20 protein-coding genes and 1 riboswitch are annotated in these 24,636 nt (G+C 73.5%); of the genes, 13 read left to right on the top strand and 7 right to left on the bottom strand.

The genetic code is table 11. The features are described from left to right. Positions 1-217: 217 nt before the first annotated feature. Complete coding sequence (locus ACZ3I3_RS28690; protein WP_467369812.1) at positions 218-1,345, bottom strand: alpha/beta hydrolase; 1,128 nt, start codon at positions 1,343-1,345, stop codon at positions 218-220. A 148-nt stretch (positions 1,346-1,493) separates the two neighbouring features. After that, positions 1,494-2,204, bottom strand: a complete 711-nt coding sequence (locus tag ACZ3I3_RS28685; RefSeq protein ID WP_467369810.1) for a class II aldolase/adducin family protein — start codon at positions 2,202-2,204, stop codon at positions 1,494-1,496. 213 nt (positions 2,205-2,417) lie between these two features. Between ACZ3I3_RS28685 and ACZ3I3_RS28680 the strand changes: the two genes are divergently transcribed. The 13 genes from ACZ3I3_RS28680 (at position 2,418) to cobC (ending at position 19,886) form a co-directional block, all read left to right on the top strand. Beyond that, positions 2,418-3,662 (top strand): inorganic phosphate transporter, encoded by a 1,245-nt coding sequence (locus tag ACZ3I3_RS28680; protein WP_467369808.1) that lies wholly within the window; start codon positions 2,418-2,420, stop codon positions 3,660-3,662. A gap of 34 nt (positions 3,663-3,696) precedes the next feature. Further along, positions 3,697-3,918, top strand: coding sequence for a hypothetical protein (locus ACZ3I3_RS28675; RefSeq protein WP_033310903.1), 222 nt, complete (start codon positions 3,697-3,699; stop codon positions 3,916-3,918). Positions 3,919-4,059: 141 nt separating this feature from the next. Continuing rightward, a riboswitch (cobalamin riboswitch) is annotated at positions 4,060-4,199 on the top strand. 101 nt (positions 4,200-4,300) lie between these two features. Then, positions 4,301-5,242 (top strand): cobalamin biosynthesis protein, encoded by a 942-nt coding sequence (locus ACZ3I3_RS28670; RefSeq protein ID WP_467369806.1) that lies wholly within the window; start codon positions 4,301-4,303, stop codon positions 5,240-5,242. After that, positions 5,239-6,750 (top strand): cobyric acid synthase, encoded by a 1,512-nt coding sequence (locus tag ACZ3I3_RS28665; RefSeq protein WP_467369804.1) that lies wholly within the window; start codon positions 5,239-5,241, stop codon positions 6,748-6,750. The genes ACZ3I3_RS28670 and ACZ3I3_RS28665 overlap by 4 nt, the downstream gene beginning before the upstream one ends. Beyond that, positions 6,747-10,403 (top strand): cobaltochelatase subunit CobN, encoded by a 3,657-nt coding sequence (cobN, locus tag ACZ3I3_RS28660; RefSeq protein WP_467369803.1) that lies wholly within the window; start codon positions 6,747-6,749, stop codon positions 10,401-10,403. The genes ACZ3I3_RS28665 and cobN overlap by 4 nt, the downstream gene beginning before the upstream one ends. After that, a complete protein-coding gene (locus tag ACZ3I3_RS28655) occupies positions 10,400-12,424 on the top strand; it encodes a putative cobaltochelatase (RefSeq protein WP_467369801.1) in 2,025 nt (674 codons plus the stop codon). The genes cobN and ACZ3I3_RS28655 overlap by 4 nt, the downstream gene beginning before the upstream one ends. Continuing rightward, entirely contained in the window at positions 12,424-13,023 is a 600-nt protein-coding gene (cobO, locus tag ACZ3I3_RS28650; protein ID WP_086854042.1) for a cob(I)yrinic acid a,c-diamide adenosyltransferase, read from the top strand. The genes ACZ3I3_RS28655 and cobO overlap by 1 nt, the downstream gene beginning before the upstream one ends. After that, entirely contained in the window at positions 13,023-14,540 is a 1,518-nt protein-coding gene (locus tag ACZ3I3_RS28645) for a cobyrinate a,c-diamide synthase (RefSeq protein ID WP_467369799.1), read from the top strand. Before cobO ends, ACZ3I3_RS28645 begins: the two co-directional genes overlap by 1 nt. Continuing rightward, positions 14,537-15,268, top strand: a complete 732-nt coding sequence (cobI, locus tag ACZ3I3_RS28640) for a precorrin-2 C(20)-methyltransferase (protein WP_467369798.1) — start codon at positions 14,537-14,539, stop codon at positions 15,266-15,268. The genes ACZ3I3_RS28645 and cobI overlap by 4 nt, the downstream gene beginning before the upstream one ends. Before the next feature lie 55 nt (positions 15,269-15,323). Beyond that, entirely contained in the window at positions 15,324-16,142 is an 819-nt protein-coding gene (gene cobM / locus ACZ3I3_RS28635; RefSeq protein ID WP_467369796.1) for a precorrin-4 C(11)-methyltransferase, read from the top strand. 49 nt (positions 16,143-16,191) lie between these two features. Beyond that, positions 16,192-17,874: a precorrin-3B C(17)-methyltransferase gene (cobJ, locus tag ACZ3I3_RS28630; protein WP_467369794.1), complete on the top strand. Its 1,683-nt coding sequence runs from the start codon at positions 16,192-16,194 to the stop codon at positions 17,872-17,874. 40 nt (positions 17,875-17,914) lie between these two features. Continuing rightward, entirely contained in the window at positions 17,915-18,841 is a 927-nt protein-coding gene (locus ACZ3I3_RS28625) for a sirohydrochlorin chelatase (RefSeq protein WP_467369792.1), read from the top strand. Then, the gene (gene cobC / locus ACZ3I3_RS28620; RefSeq protein WP_467369790.1) at positions 18,831-19,886 is read left to right on the top strand and encodes an Rv2231c family pyridoxal phosphate-dependent protein CobC; all 1,056 of its coding nucleotides are present in this window, start codon (positions 18,831-18,833) and stop codon (positions 19,884-19,886) included. Before ACZ3I3_RS28625 ends, cobC begins: the two co-directional genes overlap by 11 nt. Positions 19,887-19,917: 31 nt before the next feature. Here the strand turns inward: cobC and ACZ3I3_RS28615 are convergent, their stop codons facing one another. From ACZ3I3_RS28615 to ACZ3I3_RS28595, 5 genes are all read right to left on the bottom strand, one after another. Then, a complete protein-coding gene (locus ACZ3I3_RS28615; protein ID WP_467369789.1) occupies positions 19,918-20,568 on the bottom strand; it encodes a hypothetical protein in 651 nt (216 codons plus the stop codon). A 320-nt stretch (positions 20,569-20,888) separates the two neighbouring features. Beyond that, positions 20,889-21,980, bottom strand: a complete 1,092-nt coding sequence (locus ACZ3I3_RS28610; RefSeq protein WP_467369787.1) for an amidohydrolase family protein — start codon at positions 21,978-21,980, stop codon at positions 20,889-20,891. A 21-nt stretch (positions 21,981-22,001) separates the two neighbouring features. Beyond that, complete coding sequence (locus ACZ3I3_RS28605) at positions 22,002-22,793, bottom strand: amino acid ABC transporter ATP-binding protein (protein ID WP_279545957.1); 792 nt, start codon at positions 22,791-22,793, stop codon at positions 22,002-22,004. Continuing rightward, positions 22,790-23,626 (bottom strand): amino acid ABC transporter permease, encoded by an 837-nt coding sequence (locus tag ACZ3I3_RS28600; protein WP_467369785.1) that lies wholly within the window; start codon positions 23,624-23,626, stop codon positions 22,790-22,792. Before ACZ3I3_RS28600 ends, ACZ3I3_RS28605 begins: the two co-directional genes overlap by 4 nt. Next, positions 23,623-24,468 carry a basic amino acid ABC transporter substrate-binding protein gene (locus tag ACZ3I3_RS28595; protein ID WP_279545959.1) on the bottom strand — a complete coding sequence of 282 codons (846 nt, stop codon included), beginning with the start codon at positions 24,466-24,468 and terminating at the stop codon, positions 23,623-23,625. The genes ACZ3I3_RS28600 and ACZ3I3_RS28595 overlap by 4 nt, the downstream gene beginning before the upstream one ends. Between the last annotated feature and the right edge of the window lie 168 nt (positions 24,469-24,636).

Raw genomic sequence — 24,636 nt, 5'->3', positions numbered from 1 at the left:
AACCCAAACGGAATGTCACGGCGGGCGACGGGGATGGCCAACGCACGGGGTCCCGTGAGTGGTCGAGGGCCGCAAACAGGCCAGTGGTACGACGCTAAACGGAATCTTCCCGACCGGTCTGCGGGGAGCCGGACGGAACGTGGTTGCGACGGGGCGAAGGGGGCGTGAACGGGGGGTGTGGAGGCCGGTGCGCGAGGCCGGTGTGCGGGGCCAGTGGTCAGATGAGAGGTGTCAGGAAGCGTCGCAAGGCTTCCTCGTAGCCTTCCGGGTCGGCGTTCCACATCGCCGAGTGGGGCGCGTCGCCGACCGCGCGGAAGGCGACCAGGTCGGGGCGGGCGTCCGCGAGCCGGCGGGAGAGCTGCCAGGGGGCCACCCTGTCGTCCGGTCCGTGGAGGACGAGCGCCGGGACCCGGAGCCCGGCGGCGGGGGACGCGCCCAGGGCGCGGTCGCCGTACTGGCCGGTGCGGCCCTGTGCGGCGCGGACCGCCAGGGGCAGCAGCGCGCCCGGCGTGCGGCGGGCCGCGGCGAGGGCGCGCAGGGTGGCCTCCCAGCTGAGCACCGGGGAGTCCAGGACGAGTCCGGAGACGCGGTCGCTCAGCCCCGAGCGCGCTGCGGCGTGCAGGGCCATGGTGGCGCCGGTGGACCAGCCGTGCAGGACGACCTGGCGGGCGCCGGAGCGCACGGCGTAGCGGAGCGCCGCGTCGAGGTCGCGCCACTCGGTCTCGCCGAGGTGGTTCAGGCCGTCGGGCGGGCGGGGTGCGCCCAGGTCGCCGCGGTAGGCGAGGGCGAGCACGGGGAAGTGGTTGCGGTGCAGGAACCCCATGACGTTCATGGCGAGTTCCCGGGTGGTGCCGAGACCGTGCACGGCGATCACCCAGGTGTCCCGGGCGCCGGGCACGAACCAGGCGGGCAGGGGGCCCAGTTCGCCGGGGATGTCGACGTCGGCGTGTTCGATGCCGAGGGCGGCGCCCGGGTTGCCGACGTACACGTTCGGGGTGAGCCAGGCCTTGTCGCCGGGTTTCAGGGTGCCGTGCGTGACGCTCTCCAGGCGGCGCACGACGGTGTCGGCGGTGTCCGAGGCTCCGGCCAGGACGGGCCCGACGACCGCGTGGGAACCGTCGCCGGACAGGCCGTAGCGGCCGGGCCGCAGGGCGGCCAGGTCCCGGGTGAGGCTGATCTGCCCCGCGGCGGTGCCGTGCACGGTGAGCCGGGGCTCGGTGGGCAGGGGCCTGCCGGGAGGCGCCTTGAGCGCGGCGTCGCTGGCGAACCGTCCTGCGGCCACGGCGGCCGCACCGACTCCGATCACGGCGGTGACGGCAGCGGCCGTCGCTCTGGCAGTGCGCACGGCTCCAGTGTCCTGGCGGACCGGGCGACGGACCAGTGGGCGGCAGCGGCGGGGTGATGGTCGAAGCGGGCCAGGAGAGCGGCGCGCAGGGTGCGAATCCGTGGCATCCGCGGCCGGTGTGCCGAGGCAGCCGGCCCGCCCCGGGACGTCAGCCGCGTTGCCCGTAGCCCCGCAGTTGTTCCTGGACCTCCGCCAGCTGCTCCTCCGACAACAGGCTCGGGGACAGGCCCGGGACCGATGTGGCGGTCAGCCACAGGCGGCACATCCATTCCAGCTGGGCCGTGCGGTCGTAGGCCTGGTCCAGGGACGCGCCGTGGGTGACCGTGCCGTGGTTCTGGAGGAGGCAGCCGGAGCGGTCGGCGAGGGCGCGGAGCATGTTCTCGGCCAGCTCGGCGGTGCCGTACGTGGCGTACGGGGCGACCCGGACGGGTCCGCCGAGCGCGGCGGCCATGTAGTGGATCAGCGGCAGCTCGCTCACGAGCGTCGAGACGGCCGTCGCGTGCACGGCGTGCGTGTGGACGACGGCACGGGCGCCGGTCGTGCGGTAGACCGCGAGGTGCATGGGCAGCTCGCTGGTCGGGACGAGCGTGCCGAGTACCTGCCGGCCGTCGAGGCCGACGCCCGTCACGTCGTCCGGCTGCAGCCGGTCGTAGGGGACGCCCGAGGGCGTGACCAGGACCGTGTCCCCGACGCGCACCGAGACGTTCCCGGAGGTGCCGACGACGAGCCCGTCGGAGACGGTCCGGCGGGCGGTCGTGACGAGTTCCTCCCAGGCGCGCTCCTCCTCGGGGCGCACGCCCCTCAGCCCCGAGTCCCCCACGCCTCGCGTGTCCCGCCCGTCTCCTCGCTGCTCAGCCATGCGGCGATCCTGCCAGGCGGGCCCTCAACGCGTCGCCGGGCGGGTCCTCTTCAGGCCGGAAGCCGCGTATACGAAAGGTGCCTACCGTCCCACCCCAGGGCGGAACCCCGAGCATCGATTGCGGACACCCCTGCGCCCCTCTCAGTTCATCTTCCGTTCACTCGGGTTACCTACGTTCGACGAGCCAACGACCTCGAACGATTGCCTGGGTAAATGGAAAGCTTCTCGCTGATCCTCGCGATTGTGGTGGTAACCGCACTCGCGTTCGATTTCACGAACGGTTTCCACGACACCGCGAACGCGATGGCCACGACCATTTCCACGGGCGCCATGAGGCCCAAGGTCGCCGTCGCCATGTCCGCCGTCCTCAACCTGGTCGGCGCCTTCCTGTCGGTGGAAGTCGCCAACACGATCTCCAAGGGTCTCGTCGACGAGACCGGCATCCGTCCCGAGGTCATCTTCGCCGCCCTGGTCGGCGCGATCCTCTGGAACCTGCTGACGTGGCTGGTCGGCCTGCCGTCGAGCTCCTCGCACGCCCTTATGGGCGGCCTGATCGGCGCCACGATCGCCTCGGCGGGCGTCGGCGCGGTCCACGGCGACGTGCTGGTCACCAAGGTCCTGATCCCGGCGATCGCCGCCCCGCTGGTCGCGGGCATCGCGGCGATGATCGCGACCCGGCTGACGTACACCCTCGGCAAGAAGGCCGACGGCAAGGCCTCCGAGAAGGGCTACCGCGCCGGCCAGATCGCCTCCGCGGGCCTGGTCTCCCTGGCCCACGGCACCAACGACGCCCAGAAGACGATGGGTGTCATCACCCTCGCCCTGGTCGCCGGCGGCGCCGTCGCCCCCGACTCCGACCCGCCCATGTGGGTCATCCTGTCGGCGGGCATCGCCATCGCGCTCGGCACGTACCTCGGCGGCTGGCGCATCATCCGCACCATGGGCAAGGGCCTGACCGACCTCCAGCCGCAGCAGGGCTTCGCCGCCCAGACCAGCGCGGCCACGGTCATCCTGGCCTCCTCGCACATCGGCTTCTCCCTCTCCACCACCCACTCCGTCTCCGGCTCGGTGATGGGCGCGGGGCTCGGCCGCAAGGGCGGTGTCGTCCGCTGGTCGACGGCGACGCGGATGTTCGTCGCGTGGGGCCTGACGCTGCCGGCGGCGGCCCTGGTGGCCGCGCTCGCCGAGTACGTCACCGGCTTCGGCAGCTGGGGCACCGCGGTGGTGGCCGTCTTCCTCGTCGCCTCCAGCGCGGCGATCTGGAAGCTCTCGCGGCGTGAGGTCGTCGACCACACCAACGTCAACGACGCCGACGAGGCGGAGCCGGCCGGTGTGGTGACCACGGCGATGGCCGCGGTGACGCCGCCGCCGGCCGGCACGGCGACGGAGGACCCGGTGCCGTCGTTCCCGGCCCAGGCCGCCGCCGAGCGGACGCCCTCGACGACCACCACCGTCTGACCCCGCCGACCGGTAACAAGGAAGAGTCTCCGATATGAAGATCGACTGGGCGGCCCTCGGCTCCGTCTTCGGCGTCAGCCTCGTGGTCACCGTGGCCCTGGTGGCCCTGTTCACCCTCGGCATCACCGGCCTGTCCCGCCGCGAACGGGCGGTGGCCCAGGGCGGATCCGCGGGCCTCGCGGTCACCGGCGCGTACGCGTGCTTCGCGGCGTGCGCGGCGGCCGTGGGATACGGGATCTATCTGATCGTGGCCTGATCACGGTCACTTCCACCGGGCGGTACGGGACTTCGGTCCTGTACCGCCCGGTTGCCGTGTGGTGGGGGCGCCAACCCGGCGTCGGAGCGCCGGTGTGGGCTTCTGCACACTCTCCCCTCGCAGGTCAACGGCAAGTTGACGGCTGAACCCGGCCGTGGTGGACTGCCGGGGCCATTAACGGCGGCAGGAGAGGAAGCCGGTGGAAGTCCGGCGCGGTCCCGCCACTGTCACCGGGGTAGCAACCCCCGGGAGCCAGGAACTCTCACCGCCGGTCTAGTCGAACCAGGGCGTGGACACCCTGAGTGAGGACATATCGCCATGCGCGGCTGCCGATCGAGGTTCAGTACCCCACCCCTGCCCGCCCCTGCGGCCGGCTGAGCCCATGGGTGCCGGTCGCGTCTTCGCGTACGGCGCCGCCGCCGGTCTGATCGGTGACCTGCTGCTCGGCGATCCCCGCCGGGGGCATCCGGTCGCCGTGTTCGGGCGGGCCGCGGGCGCCGTGGAACGGGTGTTGTGGCGGGACCACCGAGCGTGGGGCGCGCTGCACACCGCGGTGTGCGCGGGAGGAGCCGTCGCGCTCGGGGGCGTCGCCGCGCGTGCCCTGCGGGACTCCGCCGTCGCCTCCGTCGCGCTGACCGGTGCCGCCACCTGGGCCGTGGTCGGGGGGACTTCGCTGGCCCGGGAGGCGCGGGCCATCGGGCGTGCCCTGGAGGCGGGGGACGTCGACGGCGCCCGGGCGCGGCTACCGCATCTGTGCGGGCGGGATCCGCAGGCGCTCGACGCCGACGGGATCGCCCGGGCCGTGGTCGAGTCCGTCGCCGAGAACACCTCCGACGCGGTCGTGGGGGCGCTCGTGTGGGGGGCCGTCGGCGGTGTGCCGGGGCTCCTCGGGTTCCGCGCCGTCAACACCCTCGACGCCATGGTCGGGCACAAGTCGGCCCGGTACCGGCGCTACGGGTGGGCCTCCGCGCGGCTGGACGATCTCGCGGGATGGCCGGGGGCCCGGCTGACCGCCGTGCTCGCGACCCTGGCAGGAGACGATCCCCGAGGAGCGGTGCGCGCCTGGCGTGCCGACGCCGCCAAGCATCCGAGCCCCAACGCCGGGCCCGTGGAGGCCTCGTTCGCGGGGGCGCTCGGGGTGCGGCTGGGCGGAACCCTGTCGTACGGCGGGCGCGTCGAGCACCGGCCGGTGCTCAACGGGGCGGGGCACGCCGTCGCCACCCGGGACATCGAACGGGCCGTACGGCTGTCCAGGCGTGTCGGCTGGCTCGCGCTCGGCGTCTGTGTCGCCGCGCGCCGCATCGCGAAAGGGCGTACGTCATGACGGGCGGTGGGCTTCTGGTCGCCGGTACCACCTCCGACGCGGGCAAGAGCGTCGTGACCGCCGGGATCTGCCGGTGGCTGGTGCGGCAGGGCGTCAAGGTCGCGCCGTTCAAGGCGCAGAACATGTCCCTCAATTCGTTTGTAACGAAGGAGGGGGCCGAGATCGGGCGGGCGCAGGCCATGCAGGCGCAGGCCTGCCGCGTCGAGCCGACCGCGCTGATGAACCCGGTGCTGCTCAAGCCCGGCGGCGAGAGCAGCAGCCAGGTCGTGCTGCTGGGCAAGCCGGTCGGGGAGCTCAGCGCACGCGGGTACCACGGCGGACGGCAGCAGAAGCTGCTCGGGACCGTACTGGACTGCCTTGAGCAGTTGCGGGGCACGTATGACGCGGTGATCTGTGAGGGGGCCGGCAGTCCCGCCGAGATCAATCTGCGGCGGACCGACATCGTCAACATGGGGATCGCCCGCAACGCCGGGCTCCCCGTGCTCGTCGTCGGCGACATCGACCGGGGCGGTGTCTTCGCCTCGTTCTTCGGGACGGTCGCGCTGCTGTCGCGCGAGGACCAGGAGTGCGTCGCCGGGTTCCTCGTCAACAAGTTCCGGGGGGACGTCTCCCTGCTGGAGCCGGGCCTCGACATGCTCCAGGGGCTCACCGGGCGGCATACGTACGGCGTCCTGCCCTTCCGGCACGGACTGGGCATCGACGAGGAGGACGGGCTGCGCGTCTCCCTGCGCGGGACGGTCCGGGAGTCCGTCGTCGCCCCGCCGGTCGGCGAGGACGTGCTGCGCGTCGCCGTCTGTGCCGTTCCGCTCATGTCCAACTTCACGGACGTCGACGCGCTGGCCGCCGAACCGGGTGTCGTGGTGCGGTTCGTGGACCGGCCTGAGGAACTCGCCGACGCGGACCTCGTCATCGTGCCCGGGACCCGGGGGACCGTCCGCGCCCTGGAGTGGCTGCGGGAGCGGGGGCTCGCCGAGGCCCTGGTCCGCAGGGCAGCCGAGCAGCGGCCCGTCCTCGGGATCTGCGGCGGCTTCCAGATCCTCGGCGAGCACATCGAGGACGACGTCGAGAGCCGCCGGGGGCATGTCGAGGGGCTCGGGGTCCTGCCCGTGCGGGTGCGGTTCGCCCGCGAGAAGACCCTCACGCGGCCGGCTAGCGAGGCCCTCGGGGAGCGCGTGGAGGGCTACGAGATCCATCACGGGGTCGCCGACGTCCAAGGGGGCGCGGCCTTCCTCGACGGCTGCCGGGTCGGCCAGACCTGGGGCACGCACTGGCACGGCTCGCTGGAGTCGGACGGGTTCCGGCGGGCCTTCCTGCGCGAGGTGGCGGCCGCCGCGGGGCGCCGCTTCGTACCGGCGCCGGACACCTCGTTCGCCGCGCTGCGCGAGGAGCAGCTCGACCGGCTCGGCGACCTGATCGAACAGCACGCGGACACGGACGCGCTGTGGCGGCTCATCGAGTCGGGCGCGCCGCGAGGACTGCCCTTCATTCCACCGGGAGCGCCCGCATGAGCACTGTGTTGTTGTTGTCGACCGCCGACACGGACCTGCTGGCGGCCCGGGCCGCCGCCGGAGCCTCGTACCGGATCGGCAACCCGACTCGCGTGGACGTCGGGGAGGAGCTTCCGGCCCTGCTCGACGGCGCGGACATCGCCGTCGTGCGGCTGCTCGGCGGCAAGCGGGCCTGGGAGGACGGGCTCGCCGCGCTGAAGGCGTCCGGCGTCCCGACCGTGCTGCTGGGTGGCGAGGCCGTTCCCGACGCGGAGCTGATGGCCGAGTCGTCGGTGCCGGCCGGTGTCGTGGCGGAGGCGCTCAAGTACCTCGTGGAGGGCGGGCCGGCCAACCTCACCGAGCTGGCGCGGTTCCTGTCCGACACCGTGCTGCTCACGGGCGAGGGGTTCGCCGCGCCGCAGCGGATGCCGGAGTACGGCGTCCGGGGCGAGCGCGCACAGGTCGAGGGCCGGCCGACCGTCGGCGTGCTCTTCTACCGGGCGCACGAGCTGAGCGGCAACACCGCCTTCGTGGACACCCTGTGCGACGCGATCGAGGCGCGGGGCGCCAACGCGCTCCCCGTGTACTGCGGTTCGCTGCGCGGGGCCGACGCGGGGCTGTACGAGATCCTCGGGCGGGCGGACGCCCTCGTCGCCACCGTCCTCGCCGCCGGCGGCGCCCACGCCTCGCAGGCCTCGGCGGGCGGTGACGAGGAGGCCTGGGACATCGGCGCCCTCGCCGAGCTGAACATCCCCGTGCTGCAAGGGCTGTGCCTGACGTCCTCGCGGAGCGCCTGGGAGGCGTCCGACGCCGCCCTGTCCCCCATGGACGCCGCGATGCAGGTGGCGATCCCGGAGTTCGACGGGCGGCTGATCACCGTGCCGTTCTCCTTCAAGGAGCAGGGCGCGGACGACGTGCCCGTGTACGTCGCCGACCCGGAGCGGGCCGCGCGGGTCGCCGGGATCGCCGTACGGCACGCGCGGTTGAAGCACAAGGCGAACGCCGAGAAGAAGCTCGCGCTCGTCTTCACCGCGTATCCGACCAAGCACTCTCGGGTCGGCAACGCCGTCGGGCTGGACACCCCGGCCTCGGCGGTGCGGGTGCTGGACGCCCTCCGGGACGCCGGGTACGGCCTCACCGAGTACCCCGCGGGCGGTGACGAGCTGATCCACCGGCTCATCGCGGCCGGCGGGCACGACGTGGAGTGGCTGACGGACGAGCAGTTGGCCGCCGCGCCCACGCGGGTGCCGCTGGCGGACTACCGGGCCTGGTTCGACCAGCTCGACCCGGAGCTGAGGGACGCCATGACCGAGGCGTGGGGCGAGCCGCCGGGCAGCCTCTACGTCGACGGGGACGACATCGTGCTGGCGTCGCTCCAGTTCGGGAACGTCGTGGTGATGATCCAGCCGCCGCGCGGCTTCGGCGAGAACCCGATCGCGATCTACCACGACCCGGACATGCCGCCGTCCCACCACTACCTGGCGGCCTACCGCTGGCTGGAGAACAGTTTCGGCGCCGACGCGATCGTGCACATGGGCAAGCACGGCACGCTGGAGTGGCTGCCCGGCAAGGGCCTCGGACTCAGCGCCGGCTGCGCTCCGGACGCCGTGCTCGGCGAGCTGCCCCTGATCTACCCGTTCATCGTCAACGACCCGGGCGAGGGCACCCAGGCCAAGCGGCGCGGGCACGCCACGGTCGTCGACCACCTGGTGCCGCCGATGGCCCGTGCCGACACCTACGGCGACCTGGCCAAGCTGGAGCAGCTCCTGGACGAGTACGCGCTCGTCTCCGACCTGGACCCGGCGAAGGCCCCGGCCGTGCGCGCGCAGATCTGGACCCTGGTCAAGGCCGCCGAGCTGCACCACGACCTGCATGTCGACGAGCAGCCGGACGACGAGGCGTTCGACGAGTTCGTCATGCACATCGACGGCTATCTGTGCGAGATCAAGGACGTGCAGATCCGCGACGGCCTGCACATCCTGGGCGGCGGCCCGGTCGGCGAGCCGCGCGTCAACCTCGTGCTGGCGGTGCTGCGCGCCTCGCAGGTGTGGGGCGGTCAGGCGGACGCGCTGCCCGGGCTCAGGGCGGCGCTGGCGGAGCACTTCGGGCTGGTGGAGAAGGAGCTGCTGGCCGAGCCCGGCGCCGCCGTGAAGGTGCCGGCGGAGCTGACGGGCCTGGTGGCGGGGCCTGCACGCACCGCCGCCGACGCGATCGACCTGCTGGAGCAGCTGTGCCGGCGGATCGCGGAGGGCATGGAGGAGCGCGGCTGGGCGGTCGCCGAGGTCCCGGCGCAGGTCCGGGAGGTGCTCGGCGGGGAAGTCCCCGACGCGGTGGCGGTGCTGGAGTTCGCCTGCACGGAGGTCGTGCCGCGCCTGGCGAGGACCACGGACGAGATCGGGCACATCCTGCGGGCGCTGGACGGCGGTTACGTCCCTGCCGGTCCCTCCGGTTCGCCGACCCGCGGTCTGGTCAACGTCCTGCCGACGGGGCGCAACTTCTACTCCGTCGACCCCAAGGCGATTCCGTCCCGGCTGAGCTGGGAGGTCGGGCAGTCGCTCGCGGACTCGCTGGTGCAGCGGTATCTGACCGACACCGGTGAGTACCCGAAGTCCGTCGGCCTGACGGTGTGGGGCACCTCGGCGATGCGCACCCAGGGCGACGACATCGCCGAGATCCTGGCGCTGCTGGGCTGCCGGCCGGTGTGGGACGACGCCTCGCGCCGGGTGACCGGGTTCGAGGTGATCCCCCCGGAGGAGCTCGGCCGGCCCCGCATCGACGTGACGGTCCGTATCTCGGGCTTCTTCAGGGACGCGTTCCCGCACGTGGTGGGGCTGATCGACGACGCCGTCCGCAAGGTCGCCGAGCTGGACGAGCCCGCCGAGCAGAACTACGTCCGGGCGCACGCCGACGAGGACACCGCCGAGCACGGCGACCGGCGCCGGGCGACCGCCCGGATCTTCGGCTCCAAGCCGGGGGCGTACGGGGCCGGTCTGCTGCCGCTGATCGACGCCCGCAACTGGCGCTCCGACGCGGACCTCGCCGAGGTGTACGCGGTGTGGGGCGGCTACGCCTACGGGCGGGGGCTGAACGGGCGGGCCGCGCGCGGGGACATGGAGACGGCGTTCCGGCGGATCGCGGTCGCCGCGAAGAACGTCGACACGCGTGAGCACGACCTCGTCGACGCCGACGACTACTTCCAGTACCACGGCGGCATGGTCGCCATGGTCCGCCATCTGACGGGCGCCAGCCCCGAGGCGTACGTCGGCGACTCGGCCACCCCGGACCAGGTGAAGACCCGCACGCTGGGCGAGGAGACGCACCGGGTGTTCCGGGCCCGGGTGGTCAACCCGCGCTGGATGGCGGCCATGCGGCGGCACGGCTACAAGGGCGCCTTCGAGATGGCCGCGACCGTGGACTACCTGTTCGGGTACGACGCCACGGCCGGGGTCGTGGACGACTGGATGTACGAGAAACTCAGCGCCGAGTACGTCTTCGACCCGGAGAACCGGGAGTTCATGAAGACGTCCAACCCGTGGGCGCTGCGCGGCATCACCGAGCGGCTGCTGGAGGCCGCCGACCGCGGACTGTGGGCGGAGCCGGACGCTCAGACGCTGGAGCGGCTGCGTGCCACGTACCTGGAGCTCGAAGGCGACTTGGAAGGTGACGACAAGTGAGCACCCCGTTCCCGTTCACGGCCGTGGTGGGCCAGGACGACCTGCGGCTAGCGCTGCTGCTGAACGCCGTGTCGCCGGCGGTCGGCGGTGTGCTGGTGCGCGGTGAGAAGGGCACCGCCAAGTCGACGGCCGTGCGGGCGCTGTCCGCGCTCATGCCGGAGGTCGCCGTCGTCCCCGGCTGCCGCTTCTCCTGCGACCCCGCCTCCCCCGACCCCGCCTGCCCCGACGGGCCGCACGCGCCGGGCACCGCCGGCCAGGCCCGTCCGGCCCGGATGGTCGAACTGCCCGTCGGCGCCTCGGAGGACCGGCTGGTGGGCGCGCTGGACATCGAGCGGGCGCTGTCGGAGGGTGTGAAGGCCTTCGAACCGGGCCTGCTCGCCGCCGCGCACCGCGGCATCCTCTACGTCGACGAGGTCAACCTCCTCCACGACCACTTGGTCGACCTGCTGCTGGACGCGGCCGCGATGGGCGCCTCGTACGTGGAGCGCGAGGGCGTCTCCGTACGGCACGCGGCCCGCTTCCTGCTCGTCGGCACCATGAATCCCGAGGAGGGAGAGCTGCGGCCGCAGTTGCTCGACCGGTTCGGGCTGACCGTCGAGGTCGCGGCCTCGCGGGAGCCCGACCAGCGGGTCGAGGTCGTCCGGCGGCGGCTCGCCTACGACGCCGATCCGGACGGCTTCGCGGCCCGGTGGGCGGACGAAGAGGCCGACGTACGGGCGCGGATCATCGCGGCACGGGAGCTGCTGCCGTCCGTGCGGCTGGGCGACGGGGCGCTGCGGCAGATCGCGGCGACCTGCGCGGCCTTCGAGGTCGACGGCATGCGCGCCGACATCGTGATGGCGCGCACGGCGACGGCGCTGGCCGCCTGGGCGGGGCGTACGGACGTGCTCGCCGAGGACGTCCGGCAGGCCGCGCTGCTCGCGCTGCCGCACCGGCGGCGGCGCAACCCCTTCGACGCGCCGGGCCTTGACGAGGACAAGCTGGACGAGACCCTGGAGGAGTTCTCCGGGGACGACGGCCCGGACCAGGACCCCGACCCGGACCCGGACCAGGGGCCGGACGGGCCCGGTGGGGGCGGCGGGCAGCCGGAGCCCGAGGACGGGCCGCAGGGCGACGGCGATGACACCGGGGCCACGCCCGAGGCCGGGGAGGGCGGGCAGCCGCAGCCGTCGGGCGCCGGTGAGCAGTCGGCCGTACGGTCTGCCGAGCCGTTCCGGACCAAGGTGCTGAGCGTGCCAGGGATCGGCGAGGGCGCCGCCGGGCGGCGTTCGAGGGCGCGGACCGAGCACGGGCGCACGACCGGCTCCCGGCGGCCCCGGGGAACCCTCACGAAGCTGCACTTGGCGGCGACCGTGCAGGCCGCGGCGCCGCACCAGCGGGCGCGCGGGCGGTCCGGGCCGGGTCTGGTGGTGCGCCGGGACGATCTGAGGCAGGCCACCCGCGAGGGGCGCGAGGGCAATCTCGTGCTGTTCGTCGTGGACGCCTCCGGGTCGATGGCGGCGCGGCAGCGGATGAGTGCCGTGAAGGGGGCCGTGCTGTCGCTGCTGCTGGACGCCTACCAGCGGCGGGACAAGGTGGGGCTGGTGACGTTCCGGGGTTCGGGCGCGGACGTCGCGCTGCCGCCGACCTCGTCCGTGGACGCGGCGGCGGCCCGGCTGGAGTCGCTGCCGACCGGCGGGCGTACACCGCTCGCCGCCGGGCTGCTGCGCGCGCACGACGTGCTGCGGGTGGAGCGGCTGCGGGATCCCGCCCGGCGGCCGCTGGTCGTGCTGGTGACGGACGGGCGGGCCACCGGGGGCCCGGAGCCGGTCGCGCTGGCCGGGCGGGCGGCACGGCTGTTCGCGGCCGAGGGCGTCGCGTCCGTCGTCGTGGACTGCGAGGCCGGGCCGGTGCGGCTGGGGCTCGCCGGGCAGCTCGCCGGTGAGCTGGGCGGCACCGCCGTCACGCTGGACGAGCTGCGGGCCGACTCGATCGCCGGGTTGGTCAGGGATGTGCAGGGGACTTCGAGGAGGGCCGCGTAATGCCGCAGGGACAGCCGAGTGTCATTCCGGACGACGGTCTGACGACCCGGCAGCGCCGGAACCGGCCGCTGGTGGTCGTGCACACGGGCGTCGGCAAGGGCAAGTCGACGGCCGCCTTCGGGCTCGCGCTGCGGGCCTGGAACCAGGGCTGGCCGATCGGGGTGTTCCAGTTCGTCAAGTCGGCGAAGTGGAAGGTCGGCGAGGAGAACGCGCTGCGTGTGCTCGGCGCCTCCGGCGAGGGCGGGTCCGTCGCCTGGCACAAGATGGGCGAGGGCTGGTCCTGGGTGCAGCGCGATGCGCAGCTGGACAACGAGGAGAAGGCCCGGGAGGGCTGGGAGCAGGTCAAGCGGGACCTTGCTGCGGAGACCTACCGGCTGTACGTGCTGGACGAGTTCGCCTACCCGATGCACTGGGGGTGGATCGACACCGACGAGGTCGTGGACGTCCTGCGGAACCGGCCCGGGACGCAGCACGTGGTGATCACGGGGCGCAACGCTCCCGAGAAGCTCGTGGACTTCGCCGACCTCGTGACCGACATGTCGAAGGTGAAGCACCCGATGGACGCGGGGCAGAAGGGGCAGAGGGGCATCGAGTGGTGATGTCCTCGTCCGTGCCCCGGCTGGTCGTCGCCGCGCCCTCGTCGGGCAGCGGCAAGACCACCGTCGCCACGGGGCTGATGGCCGCGTTCGCCGCGCGGGGGCTCGCCGTGTCCCCGCACAAGGTCGGGCCGGACTACATCGACCCCGGGTACCACGCGCTCGCGACCGGGCGGGTGGGGCGCAACCTCGACGCGTACCTGTGCGGGCCGGAGCTGGTCGGTCCGCTGTTCCTGCACGGGGCGCGCGGGTGTGACCTCGCCGTCGTCGAGGGCGTGATGGGGCTGTACGACGGGGCCGCCGGGGAGGGCGAGCTGGCCTCCACGGCGCATGTCGCGAAGCTGTTGCGGGCGCCGGTGGTGCTGGTCGTCGACGCGTCGTCGCAGTCCCGGTCGGTGGCGGCGCTGGTGCACGGGTTCGTCTCCTGGGATCCGGAGGTGCGGGTCGGGGGCGTGATCCTGAACAAGGTCGCGTCGGACCGGCACGAGGTGATGCTGCGGGAGGCGCTGGAGCAGACGGGTGTGCCGGTGCTCGGGGTGTTGCGGCGGGCTCCGCAGGTGGACACGCCGTCGCGGCATCTGGGGCTGGTGCCGGTCGCCGAGCGGCGGGCCGAGGCCGTGGAGGCGGTTGCGGCGATGGCCGCGCAGGTCTCCGACGGTTGTGATCTCGACGGGTTGATGGAGTTGGCCCGGAGTGCGGGGGTGTTGTCGTGCGAGGCCTGGGATGCGGCTGAGGCGGTGGCTTCTTCGCCCCCGCCGCCCCTACCCGTCCCGTCCTCCAGGGGCTCCGCCCCTTCGACCCCGCCGGGGGGCTCCGCCCCCCTGGACCCCCGCGGGGGCTTCGCCCCCTGCACCCCCACCGGGGCTGCCGCCCCGGGCCCCGGTCGGCCTGAACGGCCTCGTCCTCAATCGCCGGACGGGCTGGTTGTTGCTGTCGCCGGTGGGTCCGCGTTCACCTTCTCCTATGCCGAGAACACCGAGCTGCTCACCGCCGCCGGTGCCGATGTCGTGCCCTTCGATCCGCTGCGGGACGAGGAACTGCCCGAGGGGACGCGGGGGTTGGTGATCGGGGGTGGGTTCCCCGAGGTGTACGCCGCCGAGCTGTCCGCCAACGAGCCCCTGCGCAAGGCCGTTGCCCACCTGGCGGAGAGCGGCGCTCCGGTGGCCGCCGAGTGTGCTGGGCTGCTGTATCTGTGCCGGGAGCTGGACGGACTGCCCATGTGCGGGGTGCTGGACGCCGGGGCGCGGATGACCGGGCGGCTGACCCTGGGGTACCGGGACGCGGTGGCCGTCGGCGACAGTGTGCTCGCGGCGGCGGGGACGCGGATGCGGGGGCACGAGTTCCATCGGACCGCCGTGGAGCCCGGGGCGGGGGCCGAACCCGCCTGGGGCCTCAGGACCCCTGAGCGGCGCGTCGAGGGGTTCGTGCGGCGCGGTGTGCACGCGAGCTATCTGCACACGCACTGGGCGGCACAGCCCGGTGTCGCCCGTCGGTTCGTGGAGAGGTGCCGGACGTCATGAGCAGCAGGCTGGTCGGTGTCGGGGTCGGGCCCGGGGATCCGGAGTTGGTGACCGTCAAGGGTGTGAACGCCCTGCGGGAGGCCGAAGTCGTCGTGGTACCCGTGCTGGACACGGGAGAGCGCGGGCGGGCCGAGGCGACCGTGCTGCACTACGTGCCCGAGGAGAAGGTCGTCCGGGTCGTGTTCGCGCTGAACGAGCGGAGCGACCGGGCACGGCGTGAGGCGGCCTGGGACGCGGCGGGCGAGCGGGTCGCCGAGCTGCTGCGCGGGCACGGTGCCGTCGCCTTCGCGACCATCGGGGACCCCAACGTGTACTCCACGTTCACGTATCTCGCGCAGACCGTCGCCGAGCTGGTGCCGGGGACCGTCGTCGAGACGGTGCCCGGGATCACCGCCATGCAGGACCTCGCCGCGCGGTCGGGCGCCGTGCTGACCGAGGGGACCGAGCCGCTCACGCTCGTGCCCGTCACGGCGGGGTCGGCCGTGCTCAAGGAGGCCCTCGCCGGACCCGGGACGGTCGTCGCCTACAAGTTCGGCCGGCAGGCGCACGAGGTCGCCGACGCGCTGCGGGAGACCGGGCGGATCGGTGACGCGGTGTGGGGGTCGGCGCTGGGGCTGACGGAGGAGTCGATCCGGCCGGCCGCCGACCTGGACGGCGCTCCCCTGCCCTATCTGTCGACGCTCATCTCCCCCGCCCGGCGCGACGGCGGGCGGGGAGGAAAGCTCTGACCCGCCCGTGCACCACGCCGCCCACCGGAACTCCCCTGTACGAGAGGACCAACCCATGGCCGACGCCCCCACGGGCAAGGTGATCTTCGTCGGTGCCGGCCCCGGTGCCGCCGACCTGCTGACGTTCCGTGCCGCACGGGCCATCGCCGAGGCCGACGTGGTGATCTGGGCGGCGAGCCTGGTCCAGGCGGAGGTTCTCCAGCACGCGCGCGAGGACGCGGAGGTCCTCGACTCGGCGGCCCTGTCCCTGGAGGACGTCGTGGGCGTGTACCGGCGGGCCCGGGAGGAGGGCCTGCGCGTCGCCAGGATCCACTCCGGTGACCCCGCCCTGTGGGGCGGCACCCAGGAGCAGCTCGACCGGTGTGCCGAGATCGGCCTGGCGACCGAGGTCGTGCCCGGGGTGTCCGCCTTCTCCGCCGTGGCCGCGCTCGCGCAGCGCGAGCTGACCATCCCCGAGGTCGCGCAGTCCGTCGTGCTGACCCGGCTCGGCGGCGGCAAGACGCCCATGCCGCCCGGGGAGGAGGTCCGCGAGTTCGCCAAGCACGGCACCACCATGGCGGTCTTCCTGTCCGCGGCCCGCAGCGGGCAGCTGGTGCGGGAGCTGCTGGAGGGCGGTTATCCGACGACGACCCCGGTGGTGGTGGCGTACCAGGCGACCTGGCCGGAGGAGCTGATCGTGAAGTGCACGGTCGGCACGCTGGAGGAGACGGTCAAGGAACACAAGCTCTGGAAGCACACCCTGTTCCTGGTCGGCCCGGCGCTCGACGCGCACGGCACGCGCTCGCACCTGTACCACCCGGGTCACTTCCACGGCTACCGCAAGGCCGACCCGGAGGCCCGCAAGGCCCTGCGCGAACGGGGTGCCGGTAGATGAACGTCCGGCCTCCTGCAGGCATCGAGGAAATCGAAGAGGGAGTCGCTCAGTGATCGGCCTCATTTCCGCCACCGCGGCGGGAGCGGCCGCGCGGGACCGGCTGGCCGCCGCGTGGCCGGACCGCACGCGCGTGTACGAGGGTCCCGTCGGGGACGCCGTGCGGGCCGCGTTCGCGCAGTGCGAGCAGCTCGTGTGCTTCCTGGCGACGGGCGCGGTGGTGCGACTCGTGGCGCCGCTGCTGGCCGGCAAGACGGCGGACCCGGGCGTGGTGTGCGTCGACGAGGGCGGGCGGTTCGCGGTGTCCCTGCTGGGCGGGCACGCGGGCGGGGGCAACGAACTCGCCCGGGAGGTCGGGGAGTTGCTGGGCGCCGAGCCGGTGGTGACCACGGCGACGGACGCCGTGGACCTGCCCGGTCTCGACACCCTCGGCCTGCCCGTGGAGGGTGATGTCGCCGGGGTCTCGCGGGCGTTGCTGGACGGTGAGGCGGTGGCGCTGCGGGCCGAGGTGGCCTGGCCGCTGCCGCCGCTCCCGGTCGCCGCCGAGGGGCCGTACACGATCCGGCTGACCGACCGTCTCGTCGAGGCGGCCGAGCGGGAGGTGGTGCTGCGGCCGCCGTCGTTGGTCGTCGGGGTCGGGGCGTCGAAGGGCGCTCCCGTCGAGGAGGTGCTCGGGCTGGTCGAGGACGCCCTGCGGGAGGCCGGGCTGTCCGCGGCGTCGGTCGCCGAGCTGGCCACCGTCGACGCCAAGGCCGGGGAGCCCGGCCTCGTCGAGGCCGCGGGGCGGCTCGGTGTGCCCCTGGTGACGTACTCCGCCGGTGAGCTGGCCGGGGTGGACGTGCCCAATCCGTCCGACGCGCCGCTCGCCGCCGTGGGTACGCCCTCGGTCGCGGAGGCCGCCGCCCTGGTGCGCGGGGGCGAACTCCTCGTTCCCAAGCGGAAGTCGGCGGCGAGCCCCGCCATGGCGACCTGTGCCGTCGTACGGCGGCCGGGGCGCGGGCGGCTCGCGGTGGTCGGGCTCGGGCCCGGTGCCCGGGACCTGCTGACGCCGCGCGCGAAGGCGGAACTGCGGCGCGCGTCCGTGCTCGTCGGGCTCGACCAGTACGTCGACCAGATCCGCGATCTGCTGCGGCCCGGCACCCGGATCCTGGAGTCGGGCCTCGGGGCCGAGGAGGAGCGGGCGCGCACGGCCGTCGAGGAGGCGAGCAAGGGGCACGCCGTCGCGCTGATCGGCAGCGGGGACGCGGGCGTGTACGCCATGGCCTCCCCCGCGCTCGCCGAGGCCTCCGACGACATCGACGTGGTCGGTGTGCCCGGCGTGACGGCGGCGCTGGCGGCCGGGGCGATCCTGGGCGCGCCGCTGGGGCACGACCACGTGTCGATCAGCCTGTCCGACCTGCACACGCCGTGGGAGGTCATCGAGCGGCGGGTAAGGGCGGCGGCCGAGGCCGACCTCGTGGTGACGTTCTACAACCCGCGTTCGCGCGGCCGCGACTGGCAGCTGCCCAAGGCGCTGGACATCCTCGCCGAGCACCGGGCGCCGACGACGCCGGTCGGTGTCGTGCGCAACGCCTCGCGGCCGGACGAGTCCGCCCGGCTCACGACGCTGGCCGCGCTCGACCCGGCGACGGTCGACATGATGACGGTCGTCACCGTGGGCAACACCGCGACCCGCGAGATCGCCGGGCGCATGGTGACGCCGCGCGGCTACCGCTGGCAGGAGGAGCCCGAGTGAACCGCGCAGTCCACCACCCCACGTCCGCCGAGGAGAACCTGTGACCACCCCGCCAGCCCTGCTCATCGCCGGCCACGGCACACGTGACGACGCCGGAGCCGAGGCGTTCCGCGACTTCGTGCGGGAGCTGGGGGCCCGCCACCCGGAACTGCCCGTCGCGGGCGGCTTCATCGAACTGTCCCCGCCGCCGCTGGGCGAGGCCGTCGCCGAACTGGTGGAGCGGGGCGTGCGGCGGTTCGCCGCCGTGCCGCTGATGCTGGTGTCCGCCGGGCACGCCAAGGGCGACATCCCGGCGGCGCTGGCCCGCGAGCAGGAGCGGCACCCCGGGATCTCGTACACGTACGGCCGTCCGCTGGGCCCGCACCCGGCGCTGCTGAACGTGCTGGAGCGGCGGCTGGACGAGGCGCTGGGTGGCACGGCGGGGCGCCGGCCGGGTGACCGGGCCGATGTGACGGTGCTGCTGGTGGGGCGCGGGTCGACGGACCCGGACGCCAACGCCGAGGTGTACAAGGCGGCGCGGCTGCTGTGGGAGGGGCGCGGGTACGCGGGGGTCGAGACGGCGTTCGTGTCGCTGGCGGCGCCGGACGTGCCGAGCGGACTCGACCGGTGCGCGCGGCTGGGCGCCCGCCGGATCGTGGTGCTCCCCTACTTCCTGTTCACCGGCATCCTGCCGGACCGGGTGCAGCTGCAGACGGAGGGCTGGGCTGCGGCTCACCCGGAGGTCGAGGTGCGCTCGGCGGACGTCATCGGGTCGGAGCCGGAGCTGCTGGACCTGGTGTGGGAGCGGTACACGGAGGCCGTCGAGGGCGATCTGCGGATGAACTGCGACTCGTGCGTGTACCGCGTCGCGCTGCCGGGCTTCGAGGACAAGGTGGGGCTGCCGCAGCAGCCGCACTTCCACCCGGACGACGACGGCCACCACCACGGGCACGGCCATCACCACGGGGCGCACTTCCATGCCCACTGACGGCGGCCACGATCTGCGGCACCACGGGGACGCGGAGGTCCGGGACGACGGCGGCTCGCTCGTCGACCTCGCCGTGAACGTCCGCGCGGACACCCCGCCGGCGTGGCTGCGGGAGCACATCGCCGCGTCGCTGGGCGATCTGGCGGCCTACCCGGACGGGCGGGCCGCGCGCGCGGCGGTGGCGGCGCGGCACGGCCTGCCGGTGGAGCGGGTGCTGCTGACGGCGGGGGCGGCGGAGGCGTTCGTGCTGCTGGCGCGGGCGCTGAAGGTGCGCCGGCCGGTCGTGGTCCACCCGCAGTTCACGGAGCCGGAGGCCGCCCTGCGGGACGCGGGCCACACGGTCGACCGGGTGCTGCTGCGGGAGGAGGACGGCTTCCGGCTGGACCCGGCGGCCGTCCCCGAGACCGCGGACCTGGTGGTGATCGGCAATCCGACGAACCCGACGTCGGTGCTGCACCCGGCGGAGGTGATCGCGTCTCTCGCCCGGCCCGGGCGGCTGCTGGTGGTGGACGAGGCGTTCATGGACGCGGTGCCGGGCGAGCGGGAGTCCCTCGCGGACCGCGTCGACGTGCCCGGCCTCGTGGTGCTGCGCAGCCTGACCAAGACGTGGGGGCTGGCCGGGCTGCGGATCGGGTACGTGCTGGCAGCGCCGGAGACCATTGCGGACCTGGAGCGGGCGCAGCCGCTGTGGCCGGTGTCGACGCCGGCGCTGGCCGCGGCGCGGGCGTGCGTGGGACCACGGGCGCTGGCGGAGGCGGCCCACGCGGCGCACCGCGTCGCCGCGGACCGGGCCCACCTGCTGACGGGCCTGGCCCGCTTCGCCCCGGCCGGGCTGCGGATGGTCGAGCCCGCGCAGGGCCCGTTCGTCCTGATCCGGCTTCCGCACGCGGCGGCCGTACGCGCCCGGCTGCGCGACCTCGGCTACGCCGTGCGGCGCGGGGACACCTTCCCCGGCCTGGACGGGGAGTGGCTGCGGCTGGCGGTCCGCGACCGCAGCACGATGGACGGGTTCCTGCGGGCGCTGGAGCGTGCGCTGGCGGGCTGACGGCCCCGCCGTGCGCCGGCGGGCTGACGGCTCACCGCCGGGCGGCCCCCACCGTCTCCGTCTCGGTCGGTGTGCCGTCCTGGGGCCGGAGGGACAGCAGGACGCTGGTCACGACGACCCAGAGCCCGGCGGCCATGAAGGCGAAGAAGCCGATCCAGGGGATGAACATCAGCACGCCGATCACGACGGCGGCCAGGGCCAGCCAGCGGGGCAGCGGGCTGACGGCGGCGCGGACGGTGGCCAGGCCCGTGCCCAGCAGCATCAGGGCCATGCCGCCGACGAAGGGGATGTAGAAGTTCTCGTTGAGGGCGTTGAGGGCCTGGAGCGCGGGGCCGGAGGCCGTCGGCTCGTCGGCGAGGTCCACCAGGGCCAGGGTCAGCGCGGCCCCGGTCAGGAAGCCGATGGCGAGGAGCAGCCCGCCGCCGAGGGCCACCCGGTGCAGCCAGCCGCCGTTCGCCGGGACGTCCCGTACGACACGGGCCAGGTGGGCGGCGAAGAAGACGAAGAACACCGCCGCGATCGCCAGCAAGTACACGCTGACCCCGGCCTGGGCCTCGCGGTCGGCGTAGAAGGCTCTGACCTGGGCGCCGGTGGAGTCGTAGTCGGGTGTGTCGCCGGTCAACAGGAAGGCGACGAGCGTCAGGACGACAGCCACCAGTCCGGTCAGGGGTGCGATGCGCATGCTGCCTCCCGCGCTGAGGGCCAGCCCCCCCGTGTCTTCCCCTTCCACGCTCCCAGAGGTCCCCCGGCCCTGCCATCCGGGCCCGGGGCCGGAGATCAGCCCCGGCGGCGTGCCGGAAACACCTCCCCCGCCCGCCGCGAGCAGGATGACCGCGCCGCCCAGGAAATACGGGGCCGCCGCCCGTCTCCGCCAGGCCCGCCTCGCCGGGGGTGCTCCCCGCGGTGTGACGCCGGCGCGTGCGGCAGACGGCTCGGCCGGAGGCCGGGCGGCGGCCGGGCGGCGGCCGATACGGGTGTCCTGCCCGGCCGCCGCCCGCGCGGCTACCCGACCACGCGCCCGTTCAGCACCACCCTGCGCGGTGCCGCCAGCACGCCCACGTCCTTGCGCGGGTCCTCGTCGTAGACGACGAGGTCGGCCGGGGCGCCCTCGTCCAGGCCGGGGCGGCCGAGCCAGGTCCGGGCCGTCCAGGTTCCCGCCGCGAGGGCCTCGACGGGCGGGATGCCCGCGGTGACCAACTCGGCGACCTCCGCCGCCGCGAGACCGTGGGCGAGTCCGCCGCCCGCGTCGGTGCCGACGAAGACCGGGATCCCGGCGTCGTAGGCGCTGCGTACGGTGTCGTAGCGGCGCTCGTGGAGCCGGCGCATATGGGCCGACCAGCGCGGGAACCGCGTCTCGCCGCCGTCGGCGAGCTGCGGGAACGTGGCGATGTTGACCAGGGTCGGGACGATGGCGACGCCCCGTTCGGCGAACAGCGGGATGAGGCCCTCGGTCAGGCCCGTCGCGTGTTCGATGCAGTCGATGCCCGCCTCGACGAGGTCCTGGAGGGAGTCCTCCGAGAAGCAGTGCGCGGTGACCCGGGCGCCCAGCCGGTGCGCCTCGGCGATCGCCGCCTCCACCGCCCCGCGCGGCCAGCAGGCCGACAGGTCGCCGAGGTCGCGGTCGATCCAGTCGCCGACCAGCTTCACCCAGCCGTCGCCGCGCCGCGCCTCCTGGGCGACGTAGGCGACCAGGTCGTCCGGCTCGATCTCCCAGGCGTAGTTGCGGATGTAGCGGCGGGTGCGGGCGATGTGCCGCCCGGCGCGGATGATCTTCGGCAGGTCGTCGCGGTCGTCGATCCAGCGGGTGTCGGAGGGCGAGCCCGCGTCGCGGATCAGCAGCGTGCCCGCGTCCCGGTCGGTCAGCGCCTGCTTCTCGGCGACGTCCCTGGGGACCGCGCCGTGCCGGTCGAGTCCCACGTGGCAGTGCGCGTCGACGAGGCCGGGCAGGGCCCAGCCCCTGACGGTCCGGATGTCGCGGGCGCCGGCGGGGCGGTCGTAGGAGATCCGGCCGTCGACGACCCACAGCTCGTCGCGGACCTCCTCGGGTCCGACGAGCACCCGTCCCTTCACGTGCAGCACCGTGCGATCGCTCATGTACGGCACCTTAGTGAGGTGCTAGTCGGCCTTGCCCACCTGGTCCGAGGTCTCCTCCTCCACCTCGGCCATGGCGGGGTCGAGGAGGCGGGAGAGGAAGTGGCGGGTGCGGTCGTGGCGCGGGTTGCCGATGACCTGCTCGGGGGTGCCGTCCTCGACGATCATGCCGCCGTCCATGAAGACGACCCGGTCGGCGACCTCGCGGGCGAAGGTCATCTCGTGGGTGACGACCATCATCGTCATGCCCTCGTCGGCGAGCATGCGCATCACCGCGAGGACGTCCCCGACCAGTTCGGGGTCCAGCGCCGAGGTCGGCTCGTCGAACAGCATCACCTCGGGGCCCATGGCCAGGGCCCGGGCGATGGCGACGCGCTGCTGCTGGCCGCCGGAGAGGGAGGAGGGGTAGGCCGCCGCCTTCTCGGACAGGCCCACGCGCGCCAGGTTCTCGGCGGCCACCTTCGCGGCCGCCGCCTTGTCGCGGCGCAGCACCCGGCGCTGCGGCAGCGTGAGGTTCTCGGTCACCGTCAGGTGCGGGAACAGGTTGAACTGCTGGAAGACCATGCCGATGCGGCGGCGTGCGGCGTCGATGTCGACGTCCGGGTCGGTCAGTTCCGCACCGCCGACGAACACCTGGCCCTTCGTCGGCTCCTCCAGCAGGTTCACGCAGCGCAGCAGCGTCGACTTGCCGGAGCCGGACGGGCCGATGACGCAGACCACCTCGCCCCGGCCGATCTCCAGGTCGATGCCGCGCAGCACCTCGTTGGCGCCGAACGACTTGTGCAGCGCGCGTACCTCGATCTCGGGTCGGCTCATTTCACGGCCTCCTGGGCCTTCGCCTCCATGCGGCGTACGACGAAGCCGAGCGGGATCGTGACCAGCAGGTAGCACAGTCCGGCGACCAGGATCGGCGTGGAGTTGGCGGTCTGGCTGGCCAGGTCGCGGCCGTACTTGGACAGTTCGCGCTCCTCCAGGGTGACGCCGAGGAACAGCACCAGCGAGGAGTCCTTGAACAGCAGCACCAGTTCATTGGTGAGCGGCGGGAGGATGACGCGGAACGCCTGCGGGATGATGATGGAGATCATGGCCCGCGCGGGCGAGAAGCCCAGCGAGCGGGCCGCCTCCATCTGCCCCTTGGGCACGGCCTGGATGCCGGCGCGGATCGTCTCCGCCATGTACGCGGCGGCCACCAGGCCGAGCGCCAGGGCGACCTTGCCGTACGTGCCGCCGATGATCTCGGTGCCGGGGAAGGCCAGCGGCACGGCGACGCCGATGAAGATGAAGATCAGCAGGGCGGGCAGACCGCGGAAGATCTCGATGTAGATCCCGGCGAGCCAGCGGTACGGGCCCACGGAGGACAGCCGCATCAGCGCGATCACCATGCCGAGGGCCAGCCCCACGGCGAAACCGGTCACCGTGTAGAGCACGGTGTTCTTCAGCGCCAGCTCGATGACGTCCGGGAACATGCGCTCGGCGATGTCCGCCTGCGCGAACTGGTTCTGGAGCCGGTCCCAGTCGGCGGAGACCGCGAAGGCGATCACGGCCGCGACGAAGACGGCGTACTGGACGCCGCGCGAGAGGCTGCGCTTCTGCCGCCGGGTGAGGCCCTTCTTCTTCGGCTGGACTTCGGGCGTGGCCGTGTCCGTCATGAGGCGGCGGGCGACGCGGCGGACTCGTCGTACGGGCCGATCCACTGTTCGTACAGCTTCTTGTACGTGCCGTCGGCCTTGGCGTCCTCGATCGCCTTGTTGATGGCGGCGCGGAGCTTGGTGTTGCCCTTCTTCACCGTGAAGCCGTACTGCTCGCCGGTCTCGATGTTGTCGACGACCTTGAAGGCGTCCGCGTTGGCCTTGTCCTTCAGCCAGCCCTGGACGACCGGGTAGTCGATGACGACGGCCTGTACCTGGCCGGTGCGCAGGCCGTTGAGGACGGCGTCGGAGGACTCGAAGGAGACCGGGTCGAGGCCCTTGCTCTTGGCGTAGTCCTCACCGGTCGTCTGCGCCTGGGCGCCGAGCTTCTTGCCCTTGAGGCCGGCGAAGGAGGAGATGCCGCTCTTCTTGTCGACCAGTACGGCCTGGGTGGCGTTGAAGTACGGGTCGGAGAAGTCGACGTTCTTCTTGCGCTCCTCGGTGATGGTCATGCCGGCGGCGGCGAGGTCGCACTGGCCGGCGTTGAGGGACCCGCCGGTCTTGAAGTTCTCGAAGGGCTGGTCGACGATGTCCTGCTTCACGCCCAGATCCTTGGCGACCAGGTCGATCAGCGACACGTCGAAGCCCTGCACCTTGCCGTCGATCTCCGACTGGAACGGCGGGTACGGCAGGTGGGTGCAGGTGGTGAGCTGGCCCGCCCTGACGAGTTCGACGCCGCCCGCGGCCGTCTTCTTGCCGCTGCCGCCGTCGTCGGTGGAGGTGCAGCCGGCCACGAGCAGCAGCCCGGCCGTCGCGGTGGTGGCGGCCAGGATGCGGGCCCGATGCCCGGGGTGCGTGTTCACGGCGAGCCTCCTGTGAGTGAACTGTGGGTTCTGATCATAAGGAGAAGTTTGAGTGACTGAAAACAATCCGATGGCTGCGGGGGCGTCGGGCCTGCGAAGTCACCGGTCGTAGGGGGCTGGGGCTCGGTCGTAGCGGGCTGGTGCGCGGCGGTTACGCTCGTTCCCGTT

It is taken from the genome of Streptomyces sp. NPDC016851 (genome assembly GCF_055562795.1).
Note: the sequence above shows the minus strand (reverse complement) of the source record. Positions and strands in the feature narration are given on the sequence as shown.

What these genes read in the sequence shown, in the direction of transcription:
- ACZ3I3_RS28685 (WP_467369810.1), bottom strand. Translation starts at nt 2,204, where the DNA reads ATGGCTGAGCAGCGAGGAGACGGGCGGGACACGCGAGGCGTGGGGGAC.
- ACZ3I3_RS28680 (WP_467369808.1), top strand. Translation starts at nt 2,418, where the DNA reads ATGGAAAGCTTCTCGCTGATCCTCGCGATTGTGGTGGTAACCGCACTC.
- ACZ3I3_RS28675 (WP_033310903.1), top strand. Translation starts at nt 3,697, where the DNA reads ATGAAGATCGACTGGGCGGCCCTCGGCTCCGTCTTCGGCGTCAGCCTC.
- ACZ3I3_RS28670 (WP_467369806.1), top strand. Translation starts at nt 4,301, where the DNA reads ATGGGTGCCGGTCGCGTCTTCGCGTACGGCGCCGCCGCCGGTCTGATC.
- ACZ3I3_RS28665 (WP_467369804.1), top strand. Translation starts at nt 5,239, where the DNA reads ATGACGGGCGGTGGGCTTCTGGTCGCCGGTACCACCTCCGACGCGGGC.
- cobN (WP_467369803.1), top strand. Translation starts at nt 6,747, where the DNA reads ATGAGCACTGTGTTGTTGTTGTCGACCGCCGACACGGACCTGCTGGCG.
- cobO (WP_086854042.1), top strand. Translation starts at nt 12,424, where the DNA reads ATGCCGCAGGGACAGCCGAGTGTCATTCCGGACGACGGTCTGACGACC.
- ACZ3I3_RS28645 (WP_467369799.1), top strand. Translation starts at nt 13,023, where the DNA reads ATGTCCTCGTCCGTGCCCCGGCTGGTCGTCGCCGCGCCCTCGTCGGGC.
- cobI (WP_467369798.1), top strand. Translation starts at nt 14,537, where the DNA reads ATGAGCAGCAGGCTGGTCGGTGTCGGGGTCGGGCCCGGGGATCCGGAG.
- cobM (WP_467369796.1), top strand. Translation starts at nt 15,324, where the DNA reads ATGGCCGACGCCCCCACGGGCAAGGTGATCTTCGTCGGTGCCGGCCCC.
- cobC (WP_467369790.1), top strand. Translation starts at nt 18,831, where the DNA reads ATGCCCACTGACGGCGGCCACGATCTGCGGCACCACGGGGACGCGGAG.
- ACZ3I3_RS28615 (WP_467369789.1), bottom strand. Translation starts at nt 20,568, where the DNA reads ATGCGCATCGCACCCCTGACCGGACTGGTGGCTGTCGTCCTGACGCTC.
- ACZ3I3_RS28610 (WP_467369787.1), bottom strand. Translation starts at nt 21,980, where the DNA reads ATGAGCGATCGCACGGTGCTGCACGTGAAGGGACGGGTGCTCGTCGGA.
- ACZ3I3_RS28605 (WP_279545957.1), bottom strand. Translation starts at nt 22,793, where the DNA reads ATGAGCCGACCCGAGATCGAGGTACGCGCGCTGCACAAGTCGTTCGGC.
- ACZ3I3_RS28600 (WP_467369785.1), bottom strand. Translation starts at nt 23,626, where the DNA reads ATGACGGACACGGCCACGCCCGAAGTCCAGCCGAAGAAGAAGGGCCTC.